This is a genomic window from Acidimicrobiales bacterium (assembly GCA_035512495.1).
Taxonomy (GTDB): domain Bacteria; phylum Actinomycetota; class Acidimicrobiia; order Acidimicrobiales; family CADCSY01; genus DATKDW01.
Genome location: DATKDW010000054.1, coordinates 1 through 23717, shown reverse-complemented (window position 1 = coordinate 23717; position 23717 = coordinate 1). Strand labels below are relative to the sequence as shown.

At 71.1% G+C, this 23717-nt stretch carries 25 protein-coding genes and 1 tRNA gene; 12 read left to right on the top strand and 14 right to left on the bottom strand.

Features of this window, described 5'->3' with window-relative positions; all coding sequences use genetic code 11:
• Window positions 1–28: 28 nt before the first annotated feature.
• Window positions 29–676 carry a 2-phospho-L-lactate guanylyltransferase gene (gene cofC, locus VMN58_07710; protein HUF33077.1) on the top strand — a complete coding sequence of 216 codons (648 nt, stop codon included), beginning with the start codon at window positions 29–31 and terminating at the stop codon, window positions 674–676.
• Window positions 667–1392, top strand: coding sequence for a PIG-L deacetylase family protein (locus VMN58_07705; protein HUF33076.1), 726 nt, complete (start codon window positions 667–669; stop codon window positions 1390–1392). The genes cofC and VMN58_07705 overlap by 10 nt, the downstream gene beginning before the upstream one ends.
• Before the next feature lie 187 nt (window positions 1393–1579).
• Here VMN58_07705 and VMN58_07700 read toward each other — a convergent pair whose 3' ends face one another.
• Complete coding sequence (locus VMN58_07700) at window positions 1580–2245, bottom strand: HU family DNA-binding protein (GenBank protein HUF33075.1); 666 nt, start codon at window positions 2243–2245, stop codon at window positions 1580–1582.
• On the opposite strand from VMN58_07700, the gene VMN58_07695 reads away from it, so the two are divergent.
• Window positions 2229–2459 carry a hypothetical protein gene (locus VMN58_07695; protein HUF33074.1) on the top strand — a complete coding sequence of 77 codons (231 nt, stop codon included), beginning with the start codon at window positions 2229–2231 and terminating at the stop codon, window positions 2457–2459. The two genes, VMN58_07700 and VMN58_07695, sit on opposite strands and share 17 nt — an antisense overlap.
• Window positions 2460–2491: 32 nt before the next feature.
• On the opposite strand, the gene VMN58_07690 is transcribed toward VMN58_07695, so the two are convergent.
• From VMN58_07690 to VMN58_07680, 3 genes are read right to left on the bottom strand one after another with little or no spacing between them, the layout of a single operon-like run.
• On the bottom strand, window positions 2492–2671 hold the full coding sequence (locus VMN58_07690; protein ID HUF33073.1) for a hypothetical protein: 180 nt from the start codon (window positions 2669–2671) through the stop codon (window positions 2492–2494).
• Between the two features lie 11 nt (window positions 2672–2682).
• Entirely contained in the window at window positions 2683–4194 is a 1512-nt protein-coding gene (locus VMN58_07685) for a PH domain-containing protein (GenBank protein HUF33072.1), read from the bottom strand.
• The gene (locus tag VMN58_07680) at window positions 4178–4627 is read right to left on the bottom strand and encodes a PH domain-containing protein (protein HUF33071.1); all 450 of its coding nucleotides are present in this window, start codon (window positions 4625–4627) and stop codon (window positions 4178–4180) included. The genes VMN58_07685 and VMN58_07680 overlap by 17 nt, the downstream gene beginning before the upstream one ends.
• 92 nt (window positions 4628–4719) lie before the next feature.
• Between VMN58_07680 and VMN58_07675 the strand changes: the two genes are divergently transcribed.
• Window positions 4720–5610 (top strand): prolipoprotein diacylglyceryl transferase family protein, encoded by an 891-nt coding sequence (locus VMN58_07675; GenBank protein ID HUF33070.1) that lies wholly within the window; start codon window positions 4720–4722, stop codon window positions 5608–5610.
• On the opposite strand, the gene VMN58_07670 is transcribed toward VMN58_07675, so the two are convergent.
• Complete coding sequence (locus tag VMN58_07670; protein ID HUF33069.1) at window positions 5607–6242, bottom strand: peroxiredoxin; 636 nt, start codon at window positions 6240–6242, stop codon at window positions 5607–5609. The two genes, VMN58_07675 and VMN58_07670, sit on opposite strands and share 4 nt — an antisense overlap.
• 215 nt (window positions 6243–6457) lie before the next feature.
• Between VMN58_07670 and VMN58_07665 the strand changes: the two genes are divergently transcribed.
• The gene (locus VMN58_07665) at window positions 6458–7807 is read left to right on the top strand and encodes a PhoH family protein (GenBank protein ID HUF33068.1); all 1350 of its coding nucleotides are present in this window, start codon (window positions 6458–6460) and stop codon (window positions 7805–7807) included.
• Window positions 7808–7827: 20 nt separating this feature from the next.
• Here the strand turns inward: VMN58_07665 and VMN58_07660 are convergent, their stop codons facing one another.
• Window positions 7828–9798, bottom strand: a complete 1971-nt coding sequence (locus tag VMN58_07660) for an ATP-dependent DNA helicase (GenBank protein HUF33067.1) — start codon at window positions 9796–9798, stop codon at window positions 7828–7830.
• 187 nt (window positions 9799–9985) lie between these two features.
• Here VMN58_07660 and VMN58_07655 point away from each other — a divergent pair, with 187 nt between their 5' ends.
• Window positions 9986–10279, top strand: a complete 294-nt coding sequence (locus VMN58_07655) for a WhiB family transcriptional regulator (GenBank protein HUF33066.1) — start codon at window positions 9986–9988, stop codon at window positions 10277–10279.
• 25 nt (window positions 10280–10304) lie between these two features.
• Here the strand turns inward: VMN58_07655 and VMN58_07650 are convergent, their stop codons facing one another.
• The 3 genes from VMN58_07650 to VMN58_07640 form a co-directional block, all read right to left on the bottom strand.
• The gene (locus tag VMN58_07650; GenBank protein ID HUF33065.1) at window positions 10305–11675 is read right to left on the bottom strand and encodes an HTTM domain-containing protein; all 1371 of its coding nucleotides are present in this window, start codon (window positions 11673–11675) and stop codon (window positions 10305–10307) included.
• Between the two features lie 108 nt (window positions 11676–11783).
• Window positions 11784–12971: a helix-turn-helix domain-containing protein gene (locus tag VMN58_07645; GenBank protein HUF33064.1), complete on the bottom strand. Its 1188-nt coding sequence runs from the start codon at window positions 12969–12971 to the stop codon at window positions 11784–11786.
• Between the two features lie 294 nt (window positions 12972–13265).
• On the bottom strand, window positions 13266–14573 hold the full coding sequence (locus tag VMN58_07640; GenBank protein ID HUF33063.1) for a class I SAM-dependent rRNA methyltransferase: 1308 nt from the start codon (window positions 14571–14573) through the stop codon (window positions 13266–13268).
• Window positions 14574–14928: 355 nt separating this feature from the next.
• Between VMN58_07640 and VMN58_07635 the strand changes: the two genes are divergently transcribed.
• Together VMN58_07635 and kaiC are read left to right on the top strand one after the other, a co-directional pair.
• The gene (locus VMN58_07635) at window positions 14929–16185 is read left to right on the top strand and encodes a diguanylate cyclase (protein HUF33062.1); all 1257 of its coding nucleotides are present in this window, start codon (window positions 14929–14931) and stop codon (window positions 16183–16185) included.
• 46 nt (window positions 16186–16231) lie between these two features.
• Window positions 16232–17713, top strand: a complete 1482-nt coding sequence (gene kaiC, locus VMN58_07630; GenBank protein HUF33061.1) for a circadian clock protein KaiC — start codon at window positions 16232–16234, stop codon at window positions 17711–17713.
• A gap of 148 nt (window positions 17714–17861) precedes the next feature.
• On the opposite strand, the gene VMN58_07625 is transcribed toward kaiC, so the two are convergent.
• Window positions 17862–17937 (bottom strand) — tRNA-Glu (locus VMN58_07625).
• Window positions 17938–18012: 75 nt separating this feature from the next.
• Between VMN58_07625 and VMN58_07620 the strand changes: the two genes are divergently transcribed.
• Window positions 18013–19008 carry a D-2-hydroxyacid dehydrogenase gene (locus VMN58_07620; GenBank protein HUF33060.1) on the top strand — a complete coding sequence of 332 codons (996 nt, stop codon included), beginning with the start codon at window positions 18013–18015 and terminating at the stop codon, window positions 19006–19008.
• Between the two features lie 16 nt (window positions 19009–19024).
• On the opposite strand, the gene VMN58_07615 is transcribed toward VMN58_07620, so the two are convergent.
• Both VMN58_07615 and VMN58_07610 read right to left on the bottom strand, forming a co-directional pair.
• Window positions 19025–19321 (bottom strand): thiamine-binding protein, encoded by a 297-nt coding sequence (locus VMN58_07615; GenBank protein HUF33059.1) that lies wholly within the window; start codon window positions 19319–19321, stop codon window positions 19025–19027.
• Between the two features lie 122 nt (window positions 19322–19443).
• The gene (locus tag VMN58_07610) at window positions 19444–20313 is read right to left on the bottom strand and encodes a hypothetical protein (protein ID HUF33058.1); all 870 of its coding nucleotides are present in this window, start codon (window positions 20311–20313) and stop codon (window positions 19444–19446) included.
• A gap of 211 nt (window positions 20314–20524) precedes the next feature.
• Between VMN58_07610 and VMN58_07605 the strand changes: the two genes are divergently transcribed.
• Complete coding sequence (locus VMN58_07605; protein ID HUF33057.1) at window positions 20525–21091, top strand: hypothetical protein; 567 nt, start codon at window positions 20525–20527, stop codon at window positions 21089–21091.
• A 25-nt stretch (window positions 21092–21116) separates the two neighbouring features.
• Here VMN58_07605 and VMN58_07600 read toward each other — a convergent pair whose 3' ends face one another.
• Window positions 21117–21896 (bottom strand): class I SAM-dependent methyltransferase, encoded by a 780-nt coding sequence (locus VMN58_07600; protein ID HUF33056.1) that lies wholly within the window; start codon window positions 21894–21896, stop codon window positions 21117–21119.
• Window positions 21893–22195, bottom strand: coding sequence for a hypothetical protein (locus VMN58_07595; protein ID HUF33055.1), 303 nt, complete (start codon window positions 22193–22195; stop codon window positions 21893–21895). Before VMN58_07595 ends, VMN58_07600 begins: the two co-directional genes overlap by 4 nt.
• 144 nt (window positions 22196–22339) lie before the next feature.
• Here VMN58_07595 and VMN58_07590 point away from each other — a divergent pair, with 144 nt between their 5' ends.
• Both VMN58_07590 and VMN58_07585 read left to right on the top strand, forming a co-directional pair.
• The gene (locus VMN58_07590) at window positions 22340–22789 is read left to right on the top strand and encodes a PadR family transcriptional regulator (protein ID HUF33054.1); all 450 of its coding nucleotides are present in this window, start codon (window positions 22340–22342) and stop codon (window positions 22787–22789) included.
• Window positions 22786–23160 carry a PspC domain-containing protein gene (locus VMN58_07585; protein ID HUF33053.1) on the top strand — a complete coding sequence of 125 codons (375 nt, stop codon included), beginning with the start codon at window positions 22786–22788 and terminating at the stop codon, window positions 23158–23160. Before VMN58_07590 ends, VMN58_07585 begins: the two co-directional genes overlap by 4 nt.
• The last annotated feature ends 557 nt before the right edge of the window (window positions 23161–23717 follow it).

The window sequence follows — 23717 nt, the reverse complement described above, 5'->3', positions numbered from 1 at the left end:
CTCGGCGGCCCGGTCCTACGATGGCCCGATGGGAGCATCGACGACCGGCCCCGGCGCCGCACCGCCCGCCGCGCTGGTGCCGATCAAGGCCTTCGCGGAGGCCAAGCTCCGACTGGCACCCGGCCTCGATGCCGCCGAGCGCGGCGACCTCGCCCGTCGGATGGCCGCCACGGTCCTGGCCGCCGCGGAGCCGTTGCCCGTCACCGTGGTCTGCGACGACGAGGAGGTGGCCGACTGGGCCGCTTCCCACGGCGCTCAGATCGCCTGGACCCCAGGGCTCGGACTCAACGGCGCCGTCACCGCCGGCGCCGCCGTGCTGGCCGCCGCTGGCTGGTCCCGGGTCGTGGTGGCCCACGCCGACCTCCCCCTGGCGAGGCCCGGCAGCCTGGCCCGCCTGGCGTCGCTCGACGGCGAGGTGATCCTCGTCCCCGATCGCCACGACGGCGGCACCAACGTCGCCGTGGTGCCACCGGGAGCCGGGTTCACCTTCAGCTACGGCGCCGGCTCGTTCGGGCGCCATCGAGCCGAGGCCGCCCGGCTGCGCCTGCGCACCGCGGTGGTACGAGCGCCCGAGCTGATGTGGGACGTCGACCTCCCCGCCGACCTCGAGCTGCCCTCCTTCGTCGATGTCACCTGGCCATCGGCCATCGACCCGACCGTCTCACCGTGCACCTGAACCTGGCCGTCCCCGAGCGAGCCCTCGCCATCGCCGCCCACCCCGACGACGTCGAGTTCGGCTGCGGCGCCACCGTCGCCAAGTGGGCCCAGGCCGGCTGCACCGTCAGTCACCTCGTCTGCACCGACGGCTCCAAGGGCTCCTGGGACCCCACGGCTGACACCGCCCGCCTCGTGGTCGAGCGCCAGGCCGAGCAGCGGGCGGCGGCCACAGCCCTCGGCGCGACCGGCGAGGTCGTCTTCCTCGGATGGCCCGACGGCGAGCTCGAGGCGGGCTTGCGCCAACGGTGGGAGGTCGCCTACTGGATCCGCAGGCTCCGCCCCGACGTGGTGCTCGGCCACGATCCCTGGAAGCGGTACCGGCTCCACCCCGACCACCGCAACGCCGGTCTGCTGGCCGTCGAGGGGGTGGTGGCAGCGCGCGACCCGCACTTCTTCCCGGAGCAGCAGCTGGCGCACCACCGGCCGTCGACGCTCCTGCTCTGGGAGGCCGACGAGGCCGACCACGCCGAGGACGTCACCGACCACGTCGACGACAAGGTGGCTGCGCTGCTCGAGCACCGCAGCCAGTTCCACACCACCCACCACATCGACGATCCCGACGACGCGGGGCAGGTGGCGCGCTTCCGGGCCCGCGTCGACGACCGCCTGGCCGAGCTCGGCGCCCTCGCCGGGGTCGGCCGCGCCGAGGTCTTCAAGCGCATCGACGACCTGTAGTGACCCGAGTCGGACCGGCGCACGCCGTGTGACCGTTGACACGGCAGCGGCCGGAGGCGAACATGAAGGGGTCCCCGGCGGGGCGCCATTAGGCGCTCAAGCAGGGAAAACGGTTGCGGGCTGAGGCGCGTCGGGGGGGCGTGCCTCAGCCCCGCTCACGTTTTGGGGACAGGTGGTCCGGCGGCGCTCAGCGCCGCTTCGTCGCCTTCTTGGCTGTGGCCTTCTTGGCGGTCGACCTCTTCGCCGTCGACTTCTTGGCTTTGGCCTTCTTGGCCGGAGACCGCTTCGCGGTCGCCTTCTTGGCGGTCGACCTCTTCGCCGTGGCCTTCTTGGCAGTGGCCTTCTTCGCCGTGGCCTTCTTGGCAGTCGACTTCTTCGCTGCGGACTTCTTGGCAGTGGCCTTCTTGGCGCCGCGGTTGTTGAGGGCATCCTTCAGCGTGCTGCTGGAGGTGAACTTCATGGCCGTGGAGGCCTTGATCTTCACCGGGGCACCGGTCTGCGGGTTGCGCCCAGTGCGGGCGGCGCGCTTGGTGCTGGAGAACGACCCAAAGCCAGGCCAGGCGACCTTGCGACCGCCCTTGGCCTCCGACGCGACGCGCTGGAAGAACGCGTTGAGCACACTCTCGGCCTGCTTCTTCTCGACACCTGCGTCGCCTGCGACGCTGTCGACGAGCTCGGACTTGTTCAACGCGACCTCCGTGGTACGTGGGGCCTGCGGACTCGCAGACGTCCACATCAGAACCGAGTGCACGGGCCAGGTCAAGCATTTCCCCTTGCGGCACAAGGGTTTCGACTGCCGGTGCGCGCCCTCGCCATAGTGCTGCAAGGCTTTCGGGATGATCGAGGACGGCACCTACGAGGCCATGGTGGTGGACGCGTCAGCCGCGGAGGACGCTCCCGACGGCGTGCTGCGGGTGGAGCTCACCATCACCAGCGGACCGCACAAGGGTGACGTCGTCGCCCTCCGCGGCCGATTCCCCGGCCATGACGAGCTCGACCTGCTCGCCGCCCCGGCCACCCTCACCGTCGACGGTGGCCAGCCCCGCGTGCGCCTCGACCCGGTCTGAGGACGCTCGCGACGCGCTCCTCGGAGGGCGTCTCAGGAGCGTGATCGACGACCGGTGACGATGCCGGCGGCGAGGATCGCCACGAGGAGGGCGGCGCCGGCGGCGATGACCACCCAACCTGGAAGCGGGTCGCCGACGATGCGAGCGACCTCCTCGGTCGTGGTCGTCGTCGCCTGGGCAACGAGGGCGGCGAACATCCAGAGCGTCGGCACGGCGGCTGACCCTACCGTCGGAGGGCATCCCGGCTGGCGTCGGCGGTGACCGGCACGCCCACCACATCGCCCACCACCCGTTCGAGCACCGCCTCGACGACGCCTTCCGAGCTGTCGACGACTCGGGGTGAGCGCCCCGGCCCGGCCAGGTCGACGTGCAGCGTCGCCAGCCCGAGGGACCGCTGGAAGGGCGACCGCACCACGCGCCCGCTCTGGGCGCGCACCGTCGGGACCACGACCGTGCGGCGGAGCAGTGCGCCCGTGCGGGTGACGAGGAAGCCGTCGTCCACGGCGTGACCCAGGCCGCGATAGGCGGCGACACCCCAGGCGCCGGCGAACCACGCGACCACGAGGGCGACACCGAGCCCGGCCGCGCCACGCACCACGACGAGGGGCACGGCGACCGCGGCGACCGGCAGGAGGCGCCGCACCAGCGCCCGGCGCAGCGCCACCGTCGGAGCGGCCTTCAGGGGCGGCAGCGGCGCCGCGCCCGGCAGCACCAGCGCGAGGAGGCGGTCGAGCTCGGCTGCGGGAAGGATGGGCACGTCGATCCGGCTCTCCTCCCGGTCCGTGCCCCGCCCGGCGCTCTGGAAGCGGACCGACACGAGTCCGAACGCCCGCCGGAGGGGTGAGGCCGTGATGCGCACGGCCTGGATCCTCCCGAGCGGGAGCACCCCCTCCTTGCGGTCGAGGAGGCCGCGCTGGAGGTGCAGCTCGTCGCCGACGAGGGCCAGCGCGTACCCGGCATCGCGCAGGATGGCGGCGGCAACCGCGGAGCCCAGCCAGATCCCGAGGAACAGCACCACCGCCAGCGCCACCTCGCCGGCCGAGAGCCCGGCCTCGAGCGGTCGAAGGCGCTGGAGGAGGTTGCCGGGAAGGTCGTCGGCCAGCTGCAGCAGCGAAGCGATGAACGCGAAGACGACGAGCAGCTCGGCCCCGGTGAGGCCGGCCAGGGCCAAGCGGCGGTAGCCCAGGGTCACCAGCGGCAAGGGCCGGGGGACCCAGGTCGCAGCCTCTGCGCCCTCCTCGGCGCCGCCGAGGGGCGAGGGCGGCGCGCCGGCCCCCTGCGCCCGAGCCTTGGCGGCCAGCACCTCGGTCCGGAGACGGCTGGCGGTCTCGAGGCTCAGCACCTCGAGGACCGTGCCTCCGTCACCCCCGCCGGCGGTCTCGATCCGGAGCTCGGCGACACCAACCAGTCGGTGACGGAGCTTGCGCACCATCGTCACCTGTTGCACCCGCCGCGCCGGGATGAGCTCCTGGTTGCGCGCCAGGAGCCCCTCGTCGACACGCAGGACCTCGCCGTCGAAGGAGTACGTGCGCCGCCACCACCCCGCCGACTGGAAGGCGAGCTGCAGCACGAGGATCCCCACCAGCAGGCGCGGCCCCCCGATGCTCACCGACACCACCACCAGGGCCACCAGCTGGCGAAGGCTCGACACCACGGCGAAGGCGGGGCTGACGGGGTGCAGCCGAGACGGCCGGACGCCCGTCGCCGCCGTCCCCGCCTCAGACAGCGTCGCCACGACCGGTGCGGTCGAGGATCACATCGCGCAGTGCCTCCGCCTCGGCAGCCGCCACCCCCGGGATCCGTGCGTCGGTGGTGGCCGCAGCGGTGCGGACGACAAGCTCCGACAGGCCCAGGAGACGCTCGACCGGGCCTCTGCTCACGTCGATGTGCTGGACGCGGAAGTACGGGATGGCGGTGTAGCGGGCCACCACGACCCCCCGCCGCAGCTCGAGGGTCTCAGCCGCCAGCTCGTAGGTCCAGCGCTCGTAGGCGCGCCGTGGGAACCACCACACCACCGCGACGGCCACGACGGCGACGACCGCGGTCACCAGCCCGGGGGGCCACGGCAGCTCGACCTCGGTGGCGCCGGCCAGGACGGCCTCACCGACCCCGACGAGGGCAAGGCCCACGACAGCGGTGGTGGCCTGGGCCACCATCCAGACGTGCACCTGGCGTGGGTGGAGGCGTCGGGGACCGGATCCCGTCATGGCGCGAGCACCGCCTGGGGTGATGGAGGGCATGGGACTGCCATCATGGCCCCGTGATCGCCGCCATCCCCTACACGACCTTCCCCGAGATCACCCTCGGGCCGCTGGGACTACGGACCTTCGGGCTCATGGTCGCCCTCGGCGTGGTGGCCGGGAGCATGGTCGCCGCCCGCTGGGGCGAGCGGTGGGGGGTCCCCGCCGACCAGACCATCAGCCTGGCCACCAGGCTCGTCATCGCCGGCGTCATCGGCGCCCGCCTCACGTGGGTGGTCACCCACCTCGACCGCATCGACGGTCCGATCGACATCATCGCGGTGTGGGAGGGCGGCCTGCAGTTCTCTGGCGGGTTCATCACCGCGGCGATCGTGGGCCTGCCCGCCTTCCGCCGATGGGCTCGGACGACCCGGTGGAGGATGCTCGACGGATCCGTCCTGGCGCTGACCATCGGGGCTGCCATCGGGCGCATCGGCTGCTACTCGGTGGGCGAGCACCTCGGAGGCCCCACGGGGTTCGTCCTCGCCACGCGCTACGACGGCGGCCAGACGAGGGAGGGGGCCAACCCCCTGCGGGACGGCGTGCCACCGCTCGAGGTCGGGCAGGTGGTGCACAACACCTCGCTCTACGAGCTCGTCAGCTTGGTCCTGCTGGGCCTGGTGCTGGCGTGGCTGCTCTACCGACGCCGGGCCTCGCCCGGCACTGCCCTCGGCACGTTCCTCGTCTGGTACTCGCTCAGTCGCTTCACGACCGACTTCTTCCGGGCCTACGACGAGACGGTGCTCGGGCTCACCGGCGCCCAGTGGATGTGCCTGGCGCTCTTCCCGGTCGGCGTCGCGGTGCTCGTCGTCGCCCGACCCCGCCTGGCGCGGGCGGTCGCCGCGGAGGAGGCACCGCTCTCCTCGGGCACGCCGGGGGTCGCGCCTCCCCCCTCGGCCCCCTCGCCCTAGCGGTTCGGCTGAGGCGTGACCCGCAGGTAGGGCTTCTTGGCGTCGAAGCCCTTCGGGAACCGCTCCTTGGCATCCTCGTCGGATACGGCCGGGACGATGATCACATCCTCGCCATCGGTCCAGTCGGCGGGGGTGGCCACGCTGAAGTCGGCGGTGAGCTGCAGCGAGTCGATCACGCGCAGGATCTCCTGGAAGTTGCGCCCGGTGCTGGCGGGGTACGTGAGGGTCAGCTTCACCTTGTCGTCGGGGCCGACCACGAACACCGAGCGCACCGTCATGGTGTCGTCGGCGTTCGGGTGGATCATGTCGTAGAGGTCGGCGACCTCCCTGTCGGGGTCGGCGATCATGGGGAAGTTGACGGCGTTGCCGGTGACGTCCTCGATGTCGCCTTCCCACTTGTGGTGCGAGTCCACCGGATCGACGCTGAGGCCGATCACCTTGGTGTTCCGCTTGTCGAACTCCGGCTTGAGGCCGGCGACCGCGCCGAGCTCGGTGGTGCACACCGGGGTGAAGTCCTTCGGGTGGGAGAACAGCACGGCCCAGCTGTCCCCCTTCCACTCGTGGAACGACAGCGTTCCCTGGGTGGTCTCCGCAGTGAAGTCGGGGGCGACGTCGCCGAGGCGTACGGGCATGTGGGCTCTCCTTGAGGCGTGGCTGGTCCGCGCCGAGGCTACCCACGCCCCGGGCGAATGACGACCGAACTGGTCGGGAATTCCTCCCGGCCGCGCTGCCCATCCCCCACTCGACCCGGCGATGGGGGTTTGATGGTCGTCAGTGGTCCGGTTCCCACCCACCGCGCACCGATCGGCGACCCCTCCGGCCGCCGGACCGGACCCCAGGGGGTCTCGTGGCTGACCTGCTCGTCCCGTCTCCGCTCGACGTGGCCGGGGAGGTGAGCACCGCCACTGCGACCCGGACCTACGTGATCGACACCTCGGTGATCCTGAGCGACCCGCAGGCCATCCAGCGGTTCGAAGAGCACACCGTGGTGCTCCCCCTGGTGGTCCTCACGGAGCTGGAGGCCAAGCGCGACCACCCCGAGCTCGGGTGGTCGGCGCGACGGGCCCTGCGGCTCCTCGAGCGGTTCCGGGTGCAGCACGGCTCGCTGACCGAGGCCATGCCGGCCAACGACGACGGGGGCACCCTCCGCGTCGAGCTGAACCACCAGGACCTCTCCGGCCTGCCTCCGGCTCTGGTGGCCGACAACAACGACCACCGCATCCTCGCCGTGGCCCGCAACCTGGCGGCGGAGGGACACGACGTGGTCGTGGTCACCAAGGACCTCCCGCTGCGGCTCAAGGCCAGCATCGTCGGCCTGGCGTCCGACGAGTACCGCAACGAGCTGGCGAGCGACGTCAGCTGGCCGGGCCTGGTCGACCTCGACGTCGACGCCGCAACCATCGACGAGCTCTTCGCAGAGCGGACCATCGACCTCGCCGAGGCCGCGACGCTTCCTTGCAACACGGGCCTGGCGCTCACCGCCGGGTCGCAGTCGGCGCTGGGGCGGGTCCGGGACGACGGCCGGGTCCACCTCGTTCGAGGCGACCGGAGCGTCTTCGACGTGCACGGCCGCAGCGCCGAGCAGCGCATCGCCATCGACCTGCTGTGCGACCCGGACGTCGGCATCGTCAGCCTCGGGGGGCCGGCCGGGACCGGCAAGAGCGTGCTCGCCCTCGCCGCCGGGCTCGACGCGGTGCTCGAGCAGCGGACCCACAAGCGGGTGCTGGTCTTCCGCCCGCTCTTCGCCGTGGGCGGCCAGGGCCTGGGGTACCTGCCGGGCAGCGAGGCCGAGAAGATGTCACCGTGGGCCGCAGCGGTCACCGACGCCCTCGAGGCCATCGCCGGACCAGCGGTGATCGAGGAGGTGATGGCCAGGGGCCTCCTGGAGGTGCTTCCCCTCACCCACATCCGAGGTCGCAGCCTCACCGACTCGTTCGTCGTCATCGACGAGGCCCAGAACCTGGAGCGCCCGGTGCTGCTCACCGCCCTGTCCCGCCTCGGCCAGAACAGCCGGGTGGTGCTGACCCACGACGTCGCCCAGCGCGACAACCTGCGCGTCGGCCGACACGACGGTGTTGCGTCGGTCATCGACGCCCTTCGGGGCAACCCCCTCTTTGGCCACGTCACGCTCACGCGCTCGGAGCGCAGCGCCATCGCCGCGCTCGTCACCGACCTCCTCGACCGTCCCGCGCCATAGCCCGCCTGGCCACGACCACCTCAGGGAGCCGGCGGGCTCCCGTCACGGTCGACGAGGCCGCGCAGCTCGGCCCTCACGACCTCCGGGTCCTTGGTGCGCCGCATGGGCGGCAAGCTGCGCACCAGCGTCCAGCGGTAGCTCGCGCTGGCCAGCCGGCGGTCGAGGACGGCCACGACGCCCCGGTCGGTGGCGGTTCGCACCAGCCGGCCCGCGCCCTGGGCAAGCAGGACCGCAGCCCGCGGCAGGTCGACCGCGGTGAAGGCGTTCTTGCGGGCCCGGGTGGCCGCCTCCCGCCGCGCTTCGGAGAGGGGGTCGTCGGGGCGGCCGAATGGCAGTCGGTCGATCGTCACCAGCGAGCACGTCGCGCCCGGGGCGTCGAAGCCCTGCCAGAACCCCATCGTCGCCACCAGCACCGATGTCTCGTCCTCGAGGAACGCCTCGTGCAGGACCGGACGCGGCAGGCGGTCCTGCACCAGGACGGCCACGTCGAGCGTGGCCTCGAGGTGGGCCGCCGCCGCGTCCATCGCCCGCCGGCTGGTGAAGAGGGCCAGCGTCCGTCCGCCGGCGGCGGTGATGAGGCCCTCGAGCTCGTCGAGCATGGCTGCCTCGTAAGAGGACGCCCTCGGGTCTGGGAGGTGGGCGGCGCAGTAGAGCAGCGCCTGTCGCTCGTAGTCGAAGGGGCTGCCGACGTCGACGCCCCGCCAGCCGGGCGGCTCGGTGGGGTCGCCCTGGTCGTCGACCGGCCCTCGGTCGAGGCCGAGGCGCTCGGCGACGGGGTCGAAGGACCCGCCGACGGAGAGCGTCGCGCTGGTGAGCACGGCAGTGGCGTGGGGGAAGAGCCGGCCCGCGAGCTCGCCGCCCACGTCCACCGGCGCCACCCGCAGGCGGGGCGACGAGCCTCCCTCCACCCAGGCCACCCGATCGGCACCCGGATCGCCGGCGAGGCGGAGGTCGACCGCCAGGTTGGTGGCGAGCTGGACGACACGGTCGCGGCGCACCTCGGCGTCGCCGCCCACGTCGAGCGCCCTGGCGGCGGTGGTGACCGCGCCAGCGGCTTCGGCCCCGGCGAGCAGCGCGTCGGCCAGCGCCGGCAGCGCGGGCGGGTCGACGCGCCGGTCGGCGAGGTCGCCGAGCACCCCGTCGAGGTGACGGCCGGCCGACTCGACCCCCGCGATGGCCGGGTGGTCGGCGCTGAACAGCGTGCGGCACGCCCGCGCCAGGTGGTCGAGCCGGCCGGGTCCGACGCTGGCGCCGAGGGTGTCGGCGGCGATGTCCTCGAGGGCGTGGGCCTCGTCGACGACCACGACCTCATGATCGGGCAGGACGGCGCCACCGGTCGCCACGTGGATCCCGTAGAGGTGGGTGTTGACCACCACCACGTCGGCCTCGGCCGCCGCCGCACGCGCACCCTCGGCGAAGCAGGTGTCCCCGTGCGGGCACCGGTGGGCTCCGGGGCACTCCCCCACCCCGACCGAGAGGCGACCCCACTCGGGATCGCTCAGGGCGAGCGGGAGGTCGGAGCGGTCGCCGGTGGGAGTGGTGACCGACCAGGCCACGACCTCGGCGAGCCGGCCTGCGTCGAGTGCGACGGCGCCGTCGTCGACGAGCGCACCCTGGGCGCCGGCAGCGCTGGCGTCGGCGAGCGCCGCCCGGCACAGGTAGTTGGATCGCCCCTTGAGGAGAGCGGCCTCGAAGGGCACCCCGATGGTCGAGCGCAGGTGCGGGAGGTCGCGCCCGATCAGCTGCTCCTGGAGCGCCTTGGTGGCCGTGGCGACCACCACCGTGCGACCCGACAGGATGGCGGGCACCAGGTAGGCGATCGTCTTGCCGGTGCCGGTGCCCGCCTGGACGAGCAGGTGCTCGCCGCTGGCGATGGCCCCGGCGACGGCGACGGCCATCTCGACCTGGCCCGGGCGCTCCTCGCCCGCCGGCAGGGCGGCGGTGACCGCGGCCAGGGCCCGGCGAACGTCCGGTGCCGCCTGGTCGTCCACCTCCGGACCCTACCGCCGCGCCAGCGCGGTCGATTGGAGCGCCCATCTCTCATCGCGATGTATCCCATCGGAAAGATTTGTTAGGAAGATGGGGGTCCGTCGGCGAAGATTGTGAACGGTCAGAGAACATCCGTCGAGCAAAACGATCCGGTCCGCGAGGTGGGCGGGGACCATGAAGGTGGCAACCATGGCAGAAGTCGTGTTCCTCAAGCCCCGTTGGACCCAGCAGGACTGGCTCAACGCCGCTGCCTGCAAAGGCCAGACCGACACCTTCTTCGCCCCCCATGGGGAGCAAGCAGAAGCGCGAGAGGCCCGCGAGGCCGTCGCCCGTGCCATCTGCATGTCCTGCGACGTGCTCCCCGACTGTCGGGACTACGCCCGCGAGCACCGCGAGCAAGGCTTCTGGGGCGGCGAGAACGACGACCAGCGCACCGAGGCCCGCCGACACGGCCGCCGCGGCGCCGTCGCCCTGCAGGCCTGACGCTCCTCCTGCCGCCTCTCCGTCGCTAGTCCGACCGGCGCAGGGGCTCCTCGAGCGGCAGGATCCAGTCCGCCGGGCCCCACCACAGCACCGGTTGCGAGGCCAGGTCGACCGTCGGGTCCACGATCGGCTGCGGGCGTCGCCCGTTGAGCGACACCGACGTCTCAGCCCGAACCTCGGCGCCGCCGTGCTGGGCAGAGAGGTGGCGGGCGAAGTGCACGAGGCGCTCCGGGTGGCCCGACAGGCGATACGCCTGCTTGGGACTCAGCTGCTCGGCCGGGTCGACGCGCCACGTGCGCCCGTCGGCGGCGGTCACCACGTAGGTGACGTCGCCTCGCTTGTCACGCAGCTTCATGTGCCATGAGAAGCGGTGGTGCTCCTCCGTCCAGCTCGGTGAGCCCGCCACGGTCAGGTGGCGCAGGGGAAGCAGCACCTGGAGCGCGACCCAGAGCCCGAGGGCGCCGACCAGCAGCGGCGACAGCCGTCGAACCCGGCCCCCGGCGGCCGGCTCTGGCCGGGGGGGCGCCTCCGCCGCGGGCGACCGCCAGCGGGCGAGGGCGCGCTCCGGCCAGGAGGGGTCGAAGAATATCGTGGTCGCCGCGATCATCAGCCACGGGAAGATGAACAGCCCGAAGAGCCAGACGTTGAGCAGGTGGAACCCGGTCACCACGACGTAGGCCGGCACCCTGGTGCGCCGGTGGAGGAGCAGCCACACCACCACCAGGTCGAGCACCAGGGACCCGTGGGCCATGAACCAGACCACGCCGTCGTTGGTCAGCAGCCCGTTGAGCCACCCGATGTCGGTGCGGCTCGCCAGCCACGCCCGGAGCGGTTCGCCCCGCAACCAGTCGCCGTTCAGCTTGGCGATGCCACCGAAGAAGTACGGCACACCCACCTGGAAGCGGAGCAGCCACACCACCCACGCCGGCACGGTCGACCGTCGCCGCTCGGGGTGCCGCTCGACATCGAGCGACCATCGCCCGTCGATCCCGGGCAGCACCGCCAGCAGCAGGGCGAGGAGCGAGATCAGGTACTCGTGGTTCTGGAAGAACGTCGAGTCGATCAGGAAGACGTAGGTGGTGAGGACGAAGAACGCCGCGGCCGCCCACCGGTACCAACGGCCCAGGGCGATGAGCACGCCGGTGATGCCCATGGCGACGTACACGAGGTACATGCCGGCGCCGGGGAGCGGCTGGACGAACGTGAGCGGGCCGTACGAGAAGTGGAACGACGTGTCGACGTAGTAGTCCCGCACCAGGACAGGCAGGTAGAGCAGGGTGTTGACGACCATCCCCACGCCGAACGCCATGCGCAGGAACGCCACCGAAGCCGAGCTGACGGGTCGGGTCGCTGCCTCGTGGAGGCGGGGTGCGAGGCGGCCGGGCGCGACGGGCACGCAACGATCGTAGGAGCCGCCGGGCACCGACGGAGGCGACACCGACGGCTGACCCCCAGCCCGCAGCAACGACTCGGCCGCCGTCCTCGGACGGCGGCTGCGCCGCGCTCAGGCCCCCTTGACCTCGGGACCCTTGACCTCGGGACCCTTGCCCTGCGGAACTGTGTCCGGCGGACCCTTGCCCTGCGGAACCGTGTCCGGCGGAACCAGGTCCTGCGGAACTGTGTCCGGCGGAACCAGGTCCTGCGGAACCTTGTCCACCGGGACCTCATCCTCGGGAACCTCGTCCACAGGAACCTCGTCCACGGGGTCCGTCTCGGTCACTTCGTCGATGGGGACGACCCCGGTCTCCGGGCCCGGGCCGGTCACCGTGCCATCACCGAGGTCCGGGTCGAGGTCGATCGGCGGGAGGGGCTCGTCTTCGAAGCGGGGCGGGGGCAGCTCGCGCTCGATCTGCGTGGGCGGCGCCAGCTCCGTTGGCTCGGGGCCGTCGACCGAGGCGACCGGCGCGGGCGCCGGCGCCGCGGGGGCTGAGGCTGGACCAGGCGCCTGAGGCGCCGGCGCCGAGAGCTCAGGCGCAGAAGGACCGAGCTCCGCGACGGGAGCATCCTGGATGCGGGAGAGCTCGCCGGCGGGGGGTGCCGCCGCAGGCGACGGGGCGGCCGCCGATGTGGCCGGCTCCGACGGGGCGGGAGCATCGCTCCCGGAACCGAGCTGCGCCGCCAAGGCGGCCACTCCGCTCACGCCGAGCACCAGAGCGGCGGCCGAGCCGATCACCCGGCGTCGCAGGAGCAGGGCACGAAGGCTCCGCGCCTCGTCGCGGGTGCAGCCCATCAGCTCGATGAGACGGTCCTCGATCTGGTCGGGATCGTCACCGACCACGGCCGCAAGGGCGTCGATGTCCTCGTCCCGGAGAGGGATACGCTTGCCCGGCTGGGCGCCGCGCACGTCGTACACCAGGGAGAGGTACGAGGCCAGGACGTCGGCCTCGTCGCCGAGGTCTGCTTCGCGCTCGCCCAGGCGGATCACGCGGGCGGCCTCGTCGACCACCACGGGGGTCCGGGGTGGGATCAGGGCGCTGCCCTCGACGCCGTAGGCCGTAGCCAGGCGGTCGTGATCGGCCACCGAGAGCAGCCGTCGGCCGTGCTCGAGATCGGTGATGGTCGCCACGGTCAGGCCGGTGCTGGCGCTGGCGTCGTCGACCGACAGCCCTACTGCCTCTCGCGCACGCTGGAGGTGCCAGCCAATGCGGGCAGGCGGCGTGCTGGCGACGTCGGTCACCGGGGCGAGCTCCATGGGTCTCAATCGGCCGGAACCGGCCCGGACTTGAGGATCTGGCGAATCGGTCAACGCATGCGCAGAGGCCCGCTCCGCTGGTTCGCGCCGCGCCGTCGCGAGCGATGTAGGGCCTCAGACCGCCACTTGGCCTCCGCCGCCCGCCGCTGTTCTTCTTCGACGTCGATCTCCTCCAGCGCCTGCCGGAGGTCCGCACGTTCCTGATCGTTCAGCACGTCGGGCTCCCCTCTGCCCCCACACCGACGGCCGTCTCTTGACCGCTCTTGGATCGTACGCACGGATGCCGGCAACCGTCTAGGGGCTCTTCGTCGCTTTCGATGGGTTTCTCCCGGTCGACTCACCGGCCGCCCCGGACCCCGTCAGACGCTCGACCCGGGCGTAGAGCGCCTTGAGGTAGGCGCCGTGCCGGAAACCGACGGGGTGATCGAGGGGGTGCCCGGTGCGCCGGATCTCGTCCAGCCGCCGGCCGGCGCCGGCGGCGGCACGGTGGATGGCCGGGAAGAGGTCGTCGGCCACAACCCGGCTCGAACACGAGGCCTGCACCAAGAGACCACTGTCGTCGACCAGGCGTACCGCCAGGTCGGTGAGGCGTGCGTAGGCCCGCATCGCCCCGGGCACGCTCGCCTGGTTCTGGGCGAACGACGGTGGGTCGACGACCACCACGTCGAAGCGCTCGCCGTCGGCCGCCAGGTCGGCCATCACCTCGAAGGCGTCACCGACGACCGTCTCGTGGCGACAGGCCGCCACCGTCGGGCGGTCGTGGTTGCGGGCCAGGTTGCGCCGCGCCACCGCCAGGGCCGGTGCGCTCAGGTCCACGCTGACGACGTGGCGGGCGCCTCCGGCCGCGGCGGCGAGCGAGAAGCCCCCCGTGCAGGCGAAGACGTCGAGCACCCGCCCACCACCGGCCATCGCGCCCACGAGGCGGCGGTTGTCCCGCTGGTCGAGGAAGTACCCGGTCTTCTGGCCGGCGACCACGTCGGCCTCGACCTCGAGGCCGTTCTCCCGGAACACCACCGGCCCACCAGGCGGGTCGCCGAGCACCACGGTGCCGTCGGCGAGGTCGTCGCCGCCAAGCCGCTGCACCACCCGGCTGAGGCGCAGGACCACCAGGTCCGGCCCGAGCAGCTCATCGAGCAACCGCACCACCATCGGCAGGTGGGGGATCCAGGCCACCGAGTACAGCTTGACGACGAGGGTGCTGCCGTAGCGGTCGACCACCAGGCCGGGGAGCCCGTCGTTCTCACCGTGCACGCACCGGTAGCCGGTGGTCTCGGCCGACGCCGCCAGCGGCGCGCGACGGTCGAGGGCGTCTTGGAACCGCTGCCGCCACCACGCCTCGGTGATGGGCTCGGGGGCCCCGTGGTGGAGCACCCGCACGCGAATGGGCGAGGTGGGGTCGTAGAGCCCGATCGCCTGGAAGCGTCGCTCGGCGTCGAAGACGACCGCCAGGTCCCCGGCCTGCCCCTCGCCGGTGACAGAGGTGATCGATGCCTCGAAGACCCACGGGTGGCCGCCACGGACCTGACGCTTGGCGTCGTCGGTGACCCGCACCGCCACGCGACGGTCGGCCGGCGGGGCCAGTCGGCGGAGGACCTCGCTCATCACGGACCCACGCTACGGCCGCGGGCATCGGCACGACGCAGGCCCGGCGGTGCCATCAACTTCTCTGCGCCTCCATCATGGCGCATCACATCGGTTGCAACCGTTGACAGGCCGCCGACCGCACCGATCACCCGTATAACGCCAGATAGCCGCGACTGCCGCCCGGCACCCAGGCGGCAATCGGGCACCCTGTGCGGGGCGATCTCTGCACGTTTGGACCTTTCGGTCAGGGCCAGAGGTCACAAGCATCGCCCGTGATCTTCACGCAACGAGCAAGCCGTGTCATGGTTGACATCTGATCCAATCGAGCCTTGGAGAAGCGACATGACCCAGGCTCTCTGTCTGCTGGCCGACCGTGCGCCCGACGACGACAGCCGCTGAGAACAGCATCATCGACCTGCGCGACGAGGTGCTCGCCCTCCGGAACCGGCTGGCGGCCAGCGATGCAGCCTTCGTCGCCCTCGTGCAGCGCAGCAGCGACGGCATGCTGGTCTTGGACGAGCACGGTGTGGTCCGCTTCGCCAACACCGCCGCCGTCGGGATGCTGCGGCGCTCGCAAGCCGAGCTGATCGGCGCCGAGGTCGGCTTCGCCGTGCTGGCCGGGGCGGTGTCGGAGGTGGAGCTGGTCCGACCCGGAGGGCACTTGGCGTATGCCGAGCTGCGGGTCGTCGACACCGAGTGGGAGGGGCGGCCCTGCCTGCTCGCCCTGCTCCGGGACGTCACCGACCGGCATCACGCTGACGTCGCTCTCGTCGACCTGGCCACCCATGACCAGCTGACCGGTCTTCCCAACCGGTTCCTGCTCGAGGACCGCCTGCGCGTGGCTCTCGACCGACTCGCTCGCCGGCCCGGCTCGGTGGCCCTGTTCGGGGCCGACCTTGACGACTTCAAGGCTGTCAACGACCGTTGGGGCCACGCCGCAGGTGACCTGGTCCTCATCGAGGCGGGCCGTCGCCTCCGTTCGGTGCTGCGCCCCGCAGACTCGGTCGCCCGTGTCGGCGGGGACGAGTTCGTGCTGCTCTGCGAAGGGATCGACCGCGCCGCCGCCACGGAGCTCACGGCTCGGATCGAGGCCTCCTTCCGCGAGCCGTTCCTCGTGAGCGGCGAGGCCTGCACCATCGGTCTGAGCACCGGCTTCGTCATCGCCGACGGTTCGGGCACGACTGTCGAGCACCTGCTGGATGCAGCCGACGAGCAGATGTACCTGCACAAGCGCCGCCCCCGGCCCGTTGCGGAGAAGGAGCGGCTCGCCCAGCCGTCACGGACCCCAGCTGACCCATCGCCACGGCTACGGATGACTGCTGGAAAGGTAGGGAGTGCTGTGACCGCGGAGTACCAGTTCACGCTGTACGTGTCGGGAACCACCGCGGTCTCCGCGGCCGCCAAGTCGAACCTCGACCGCTTCTGCGCGGAGCTCCTGCCCGCCGGCGCGTACGCCATCACCTCCGTTGACGTCCTCGAGGCCCTCGACGAGGCCGACGCCGCACGCATCCTGGTGACACCCACGCTCATCCGGACCCAGCCCCCGCCCGTCCTGAGAGTCATCGGCGACCTGTCCGCCACCAGTCAGCTCGCCGAGGCTCTCGGCCTGCCCGGTACCTCCGATGTCTGACCCGACAGCGACAGCCGCCCCGCAGCCTCTCCCGGGTGCGCTGCCGATGCTGCCGAGCGGCATCCGCGGGCTGGACAACATCTGCGCCGGCGGCCTGCCGGAGGGTGAGGTCACCCTGCTGACGGGGGCCGCTGGCACCGGCAAGTCCGTCCTGGCATCGCAGTTCCTGGCCGTCGGGATCCGCGACTTCGCCGAGGCGGGCGTCTTCGTCACGCTCGACGAGCAGCCCGCGAAGACCCGCCGCTTCATGGCCAGCCTCGGCTGGGACATCGCCTGCTGGGAGGCCGCCGGCACGTGGGCGTTCCTCGACCTCTCACCGAGCGACGACCGGGAGCTCGTGATCAGCGAGGACGTGGACTTCAGCTTGCTGATCACGCGGATCGCCAACGCCGTGAACCGGGTCGGGGCCAAGCGCGTGGTGGTGGACTCGATCACCAACCTGCTGACACGGGTGGGGAACCAGCCCCGCGTCCGAGCCGAGGTCCATCGGCTCGTGAGGAGCCTCGAGCAGCTGGACGTGACCGCCGTCGTGACCGCGGAGCGCGACCACGCCGATGCAGCGCGCCTCGATGTCGAGGAGTTCGTGGCCGACAACGTCCTCATCCTGCGGAACACCCTCGAGAACGGGGTCCGGCGCAGGACCGTGGAGGCGCTCAAGCTCAGGGGCACTCCACACCTCACCGGCGAGTTCCCGTACGCGATCCGGCCGGGTGAAGGTGTCGTCATCGCCTCCCTCGCGGAGCTGGAGCTGACGCATCCGTGCTCGGACACCCGGATCAGCCTCGGCAACCCCGATGTCGACGACATGTGCCATGGAGGTGCCATGAAGGACTCGGTCATCCTGGTCTCCGGCCCAACGGGTACTGGGAAGTCGTTGCTGGCAATGGAGTTCGCCGCCGCGGCCACCGACGACGACGGCCGCTGCCTCATGATCAACTTCGAGGAGAGCGCCCAGCAGCTGACCCGCAACGCCCGAGGTTGGGGCCACGACCTCGACGCGCTGCAGGCCGACGGCCGGATCCGCCTGCTCTGCCAGTACCCGGAGTCGGCACCAGCCCCCACCCACCTCATCCAGATCCTGCGAGTCGTCGACGAGTTCCAGCCCACCCGGGTCGTGGTCGACAGCATCTCCGGCGTCCAGCGGGCGTCCTCCGAGCTGGTCTTCCACGAGTTCTTGCTCGGCCTCACCTCGGCCCTGAGGGCGAGAGGGATCACCTCGCTGATGACGACGACGACGCCCTCGCTGCTGGGCGGGCCCTCCGCCAGCGGAGTCGAGGCCTCGACGCTGCTCGACATGATCATCCTGCTGCGCTACATGGAGCTGTTCGGCGAGCTGCGTCGCGGGATCTCCATCCTGAAGCTGCGCGGGTCGGACCACTCCAAGGCCATTCTGGAGTTCACCATCACCGATCACGGCTTGAGGATGGGCGCCCCGCCCCCGGCCGCGACGGGCATCCTTGCCGGCCAGCCGCTGATCGCAGACCCGAGCGGACCGGGCGCGGCCGACACCGCGACCTCCGACGCCTGACCTGTCCGGTCAAGACGCGGGCCGGCGACAGCTGCATGAACAGCCCCTCGCTCGCGAGGCACCAGCACCGGAACGCAGAGAGCCCGGCCGGGTGGCCGGGCTCTCGGTATTTCGGGAAGAGCTCACCCGGTACTTCGGGATCACTTCGTGGCAGCCCGTACGGGATTCGAACCCGTGTCTCCACCTTGAGAGGGTGGTGTCCTAGGCCCCTAGACGAACGGGCCGTGCGCTAGGCGAACGACGACGATACCAGAGGGCACGCCACCTCCCAGATTCGGCCGGCGCCGTAGGGTCGGCCCATGGACGTGCTCCTGACCGAGACGGCGTGGCGACGCTTCGGCGACGGGCTGGCGCGGGTCGCGCCCGACGCCCGACCGCTGCGGATGCTCGACGACGGCAGCATCGTCGCAGGCCCCGAGGGGGTCAGCGTCGAGTGGGACGACGCCGCACCGGAGGTGGTGTGGGCCACCGCCGACCTCTTCGACGAGGGCGCACCCCTGCGGCCGTTCTTCGGCTTCCTGCGGCGGTGCGAGTCGATGTCTTGGCTGCAGTCACCCGCTGCCGGGGTCGACGCACCCGTCTTCGCCGAGGTGGTGCGACGTGGTGTGCGGCTCACCAACGCCCACGTCACCCACATCCCCATCGCCGAGCACGTCCTGCGATCCGTGCTCGCCCACTACCAGCAGGACCATCGCTGGCGGGCCGCCCAGGCCGAGCGGGAGTGGCGGCGCCACGACTTCCGGGAGGTCCACGGCACCACCTGGCTGGTGATCGGGGTGGGAGCCATCGGTGGAGCGGTGGCCGAACGAGCCCGAGCCTTCGGCGCACAGGTCATCGGCGTCCGCCGCCGCCCCAGTGGCGACGAGCCCGTCGACGAGATGGTCGGGCCCGACGCGGTGACCGCAGCACTCCCCCGTGCCGACGTGGTCGTCCTCAGCGCACCCGCGACCCCGGACACCGAGCGCATGGTCGACGCCGGCTTCCTCGACGCCATGAAGAGGGCGTCGGTGCTCGTCAACGTCGGGCGTGGCTCGCTAGTCGACGAGGAGGCGCTGCTGGAGGCTCTCGACCGGGGCGTCCCGGAGGTCGCGGTGCTCGACGTCACCGCCACCGAGCCGCTCCCCGACGACAGCCCGCTCTGGGGCCATCCCTCGGTCGTCCTCACCCCCCACAACGCGGCCGGCGGCACCGGCCGACATGCCCGGTTGGCCGAGCTGTTCCTCGACAACCTGGCCCGCTACCGGGATGGACGCCCCCTCCACCACGAGGTCACCGAGGGCGACCTGCCCGACTGAGGGGGGTCGGCCACCGTCAGCCCCGGTACCGGTCGGTGAGGCTGGCGATCGAGGGCGCGCCCTCGGGGACGGCCCACTGCGCCACCTTGATCACCGTGATGACGCTGTCGGCGCCAGCCGCCAGGCACGCGTCGTGCACCCGCCGCAGCAGGGGCCACACCTCGTCGGGCTCGCCCTCGACCGTGGTGCCGAGCGCGCCCACCTCGAAGGTGAGGCCCGACGCTTCGATCACCGCGATGGCAGCGTGGACGTAGGCGTAACGCTCCTCGTCGGTGCCCGTCGGCCGGGGCAGGCAATGGATCTCGGTGATCACGTTGGCTCCTCTCCGCGGCCACCATGATGTCCCTTGCTGTTGCGCGTCACCGTAGAGGCCGACGCCGTGCGTCAACGCATCCAGCTCGTGGCTCGGGGCCGCTTCCAGGCGGCTGACGAAGATCAGGGGAGGATCGTGTGCTTCTCCAGCCGTTGTCCTGGGAGCCGAGTCGTGCGGATGATGTCGGAGATCGTTGCGACGGCGTGTGGGGAGTGCCATTCCTGGGATGGCTTCTCCAGACCCCAGCCTTCGCCGATGGCGACCGCGGCATGTACCGGCAGGCCGTCTCGGTCGCGCCAAACGAGGACCGTGCCTGCATCACTCAGATTGCCGCCCTTTCGGCACGCGGAGTCGAGCCACTCCCCGAAGGGCTCGACGCTGTCGCATGCACCACTGTCGTCGCTACCTGCAGCCGTCATCACGGTGCTGAAGCAGCACGAGCTGCTGCCCTGCGGCCATGTGCCGGCCACCGCCTGCGCGTTCGGGAGGATGTCTTCGCAGCGCCGCCAGACCGAGTTGGAGACCTCTGCGTGCCGGCTCGGGAGCCGATCGGCGGACAGGAGGCGATCGAGGATCCCGATCGGGTCCGTCGCGACGAGACCGGGCCACCAGACGAAGCGGTGGCCGTCTGCTTCTCGCCGGAGCGCGGTCGGGTCGAGCAGGTCACGCCACCCGCGGACGGACGGGACACCGCCGACTCCTGGAGGGTTGCCGCTTCGTCGGGTCACCTGCTCCCGTACGAGTGAGGCCCGAACAGGCTTCGGGAGCCCATGGAACCGTTCATCCGACAGCCAGAGCAGCTGCGACCCAGGGGCCACGGCCCAGAGCCGGAACGTGTCTCGGAGCTCAGGGGTGATGACACCGCTGTCCCCCTCGAGCTCTTGCCACCGCGCATCCGTACCGACGATGAAGGGTTGGGGGTCGGGCGCGAGCCAGCCACACCAGAGCTCCACGAGGTCTGGGGGCACGTCCACGCCAAGGATCACGACCACTGCTGATCAGTCGTCGGAGCTGAGGCAGGCAACAGCTCCATCCGCCAGACGCTACGCGACCACCCCCGAGAGGGTGACCGCGATCAGGCCATCTTCAGGAGCTCTGGACCTCCGAAATCGTTGTTGTCGACGACCACGGTGGCAGCGGACGCCGGCCCCACGGTGTCTTCGTAGGTGCGCCACCCGTCTCGGTACCGTGGCCAGCGAGCGCGTGCGAGACGAGTCCGTCGAGTCCGGCTGGCACAGGTACAGCCTGCCGCATGTGACGATGGACGCCGTGCTCATCTGGTTTGCGATCCTCGCTCTCGCTGCGTTCGTGCTGATCAAGCTGGTCGGCCGGCGCTCCGGCACGCTGAGGTCCACCCGAGGAGAGAGCAGGACCGTCGAGGGCGGATCCGGTGCTCTGGCCGTCAGGGACTTGGGCTGGTCGGTCTTGACCGGCGTGGCTGGATCATTGGTGTCCATCGGTGCGGGTTTGTTGGCCACCGCGGTCACGTTCGATCCGGACGAAGGTGCGACATTCATCGTGATCTGGTTCTGGTTGGCAGGTCCACCGGTCTCCGCCGTCGCCATGGCCACGGTGGTACGGCTCCGACATTGGGATCCACCGGCCGTCGGCGTGCACGCTGTCGTCGCATTCCTTGTTTGCGTGCTTTGCGGGCTCGTCGCTCTCGGAGCCGTAAATCCTCGCTTCTCCGCACCGCCGACCATCGACCGCCCGCCGACGACCGATCTCGGTCCGACCACACCCAACATGCCCTCCTCGACGGAAGGATGAAGGTCCGCCGCCCCAGCCCGCCAGTTCAGGACAGCGCGGCGGTCGTGAGGGTCGCGACGAGGGGCCGGGTGATCTGCCCGCCGAACTCCTGGTCGATCAACGCTTCCATGTCGTCGAGCAGGCCCAGCCGCTGTGATGGGGCCATCATCTGCGTCCCCGAGTACGAGAGCATGAGCTTCCGGTACTCGGCTGCGGTGTACGTCTGATCCCAATCCCAACGGTGCACAGCGACCTGGTGGAAGCGCCCGTCATCTTCCAGGACGTTGCGCATTTGCGGATCCACAGCGTCGCGACCCGGGGCAGGTGGGCCACGGTGCCCCTCTCCGCATCGTTCGTAGATCGGCGTGGCGGCGTCGAAGAAGCCCTGGTCCACAGCAGAGGTCACCTGGATCAGATCGACGATCGCAACGACTCCTCCAGGTCGCAGCAGGAAGGCCGGGCGGTCCGTCTGCGCCGGCGAAGAGATCCAGTGATAGGCCGTGGCGGAGAACAGCGCGTCGGCGCTCGATGCCGGCAGCTCAATCTGCTCGAAGTCGCCCACGCTCACCTGAAGCCGGGTCGAGGGCAGCGTTCGTCGGAGCTTCGCAGCCGTCTCTGGGCCGATCTCCACGGCATGGACCGACGCTCCCCGAGCAAGAAGATCCTTGGTTGCCTGGCCAGTTCCGGGACCGACCTCCACGATCGTTGGCGACGACGGGAGCCTCTCGAACAGGACGTCGAACAACGCGACGGGATACGAGGGACGGATCTCGTCGTAGATGTCCGGGACTTCGTTGAACGACAGCCGCTTGTCCGCTGGCGTCACCCCGCAGGAGAAACGAATCTCGCCTGATGAGGCTCATCTGGCTTCCGCCAGGCGAGGCGAACCGCCTTCACGCCGACGAACGTCCAGATGGACAACATCACGAGGCCCGGGATCGCGAATGCAGACAGGATCAGTAGCTGGGCAAGGCTCCCGTCCCGCGGCCCGCCGACTATGGCAACCTGCACCACCACCGCCAGGCACCACCACAGCCCCAGCAGAAAGAACGGCGTTGCGAAGAGGAACGCAACAGCCCATCGCGCAGCCTTGCGCGCATCTCTCGCCTCGGTAGGTCCCACCATCGCCGCCATGATGCCAGGTCCGGGACCCACAAAGCCGTTCCGACGCCAGGACCGATCCCCAGCAGCGGCACCTTCTCGTGCCGACCTTGCTTGCCGTTCGCAGTAGTTTCGCAGTATGTTCGCAGTGGATTCGCAGGAGGGGGCATGACCCGGTTCTTCCGACACGGCGAGCTGCCGCTGGTCATCATGGCGTTGTTGACCCGTCAGCCCATGCACGCCTACCAGATGCTCGGCGCGCTCGATGACCTCTTCGGTGACGCCTATGAGCCCTCAACGGGGACGGTGTACCCGGCGGTCGCCGCCCTGGAAGAGGCCGGCCTCATCGCCGGGGAAGCGCACGAGCGGCGCACCGTCTACCACCTCACCCCGCTCGGCAAAGAAGCCCTCGAGGACCGCCAGGACCAACTCGCCCGGCTCGAGCTCCGTACCGGCGTGCGCACCCAGGATCAGGACCTGGACGCCACACTCGTCCGCTTCACCGAAGCCGTGCGCGCACTCGCCGGCCACGTGCAGCGAACCACGATCGAACGGGTCCTCACGACTGCTCTGGGACGCCTCGAGCACGCAGCCACAAAGGAGACCAGCCGCTCATGACCAGCTCTCACGAGGCCTTTGATGAAGCAGCAGCCCGCGAGGCCGAGCTGCGAGAACAGCACGAGCGAGCAACCCGAGCGCCCCGCCTGCCTGCGCGCGACACCGCCAACGGGACCGTCGCGGGTGTCTGCGCAGGCATCGCCAACCACTTCGAGGCCGACGTCCGCTTCATCCGGCTGCTCGCGGCACTCGGGCTCCTCGTCTCCGCAGGTGTTGTCGGCGTCGCGTACCTCACGCTCTGGGCACTGATGCCAGCCGAAGGCGCGCCCCCCGGGAGGGCAGCGCCGTCAGCGCAACGCACGCCCCTCCTGCTCCTCTCCGTGCTGTACTTCCTCGTGCTCCTCTGGCCCCTCGTCTGGCTGATCCTGTAGCCGAGCCGTCGGACCGCAAGGACGCCCATGACTCGGGTGCTAACGGCGAAGATGTGGCTCGGGGGGGGAGGACTCGAACCCCGACGGCGCCCGTCCGCCCTAGGTCGCCCGGTCCGCAGAACGCTGTAACCGTCCGGGGTTCCGGCCTCTCGCCCCCGTCCCCACGATGTGTCGTCCGAGGTTGTCCGGGTGAGTCCGTGACCACCGTGTGACCACGAGGCGCCTCGGGGTCGGCACCGGGTGGGGGGCGCTCAACCGCGCCGCCCCTCGGCTGCCTTCCGCTCTCTCGATCCTCGGCGGAAGGCAGCCGGCAGGTAGCCAACGATGAGGAAGGTGACGGCAAACCGCCACGAGAAGTCGATGGCCTGAGCAAAGCCGGCCCCCTCACCCAAGTAGGGGTCCCTGACACTCCCGTAGGCGGAGAGCGCCGCCATGATGACTCCGAACCAAAGCAACCAGTCCCTCCACACCGGCCGATCAAACACGGGCTCACGTGCGGGGCCAGCCGGTCCCTCGGTTCGCATGGCGGCACCCTAAGCTCGCGGGGGCGTCACGGT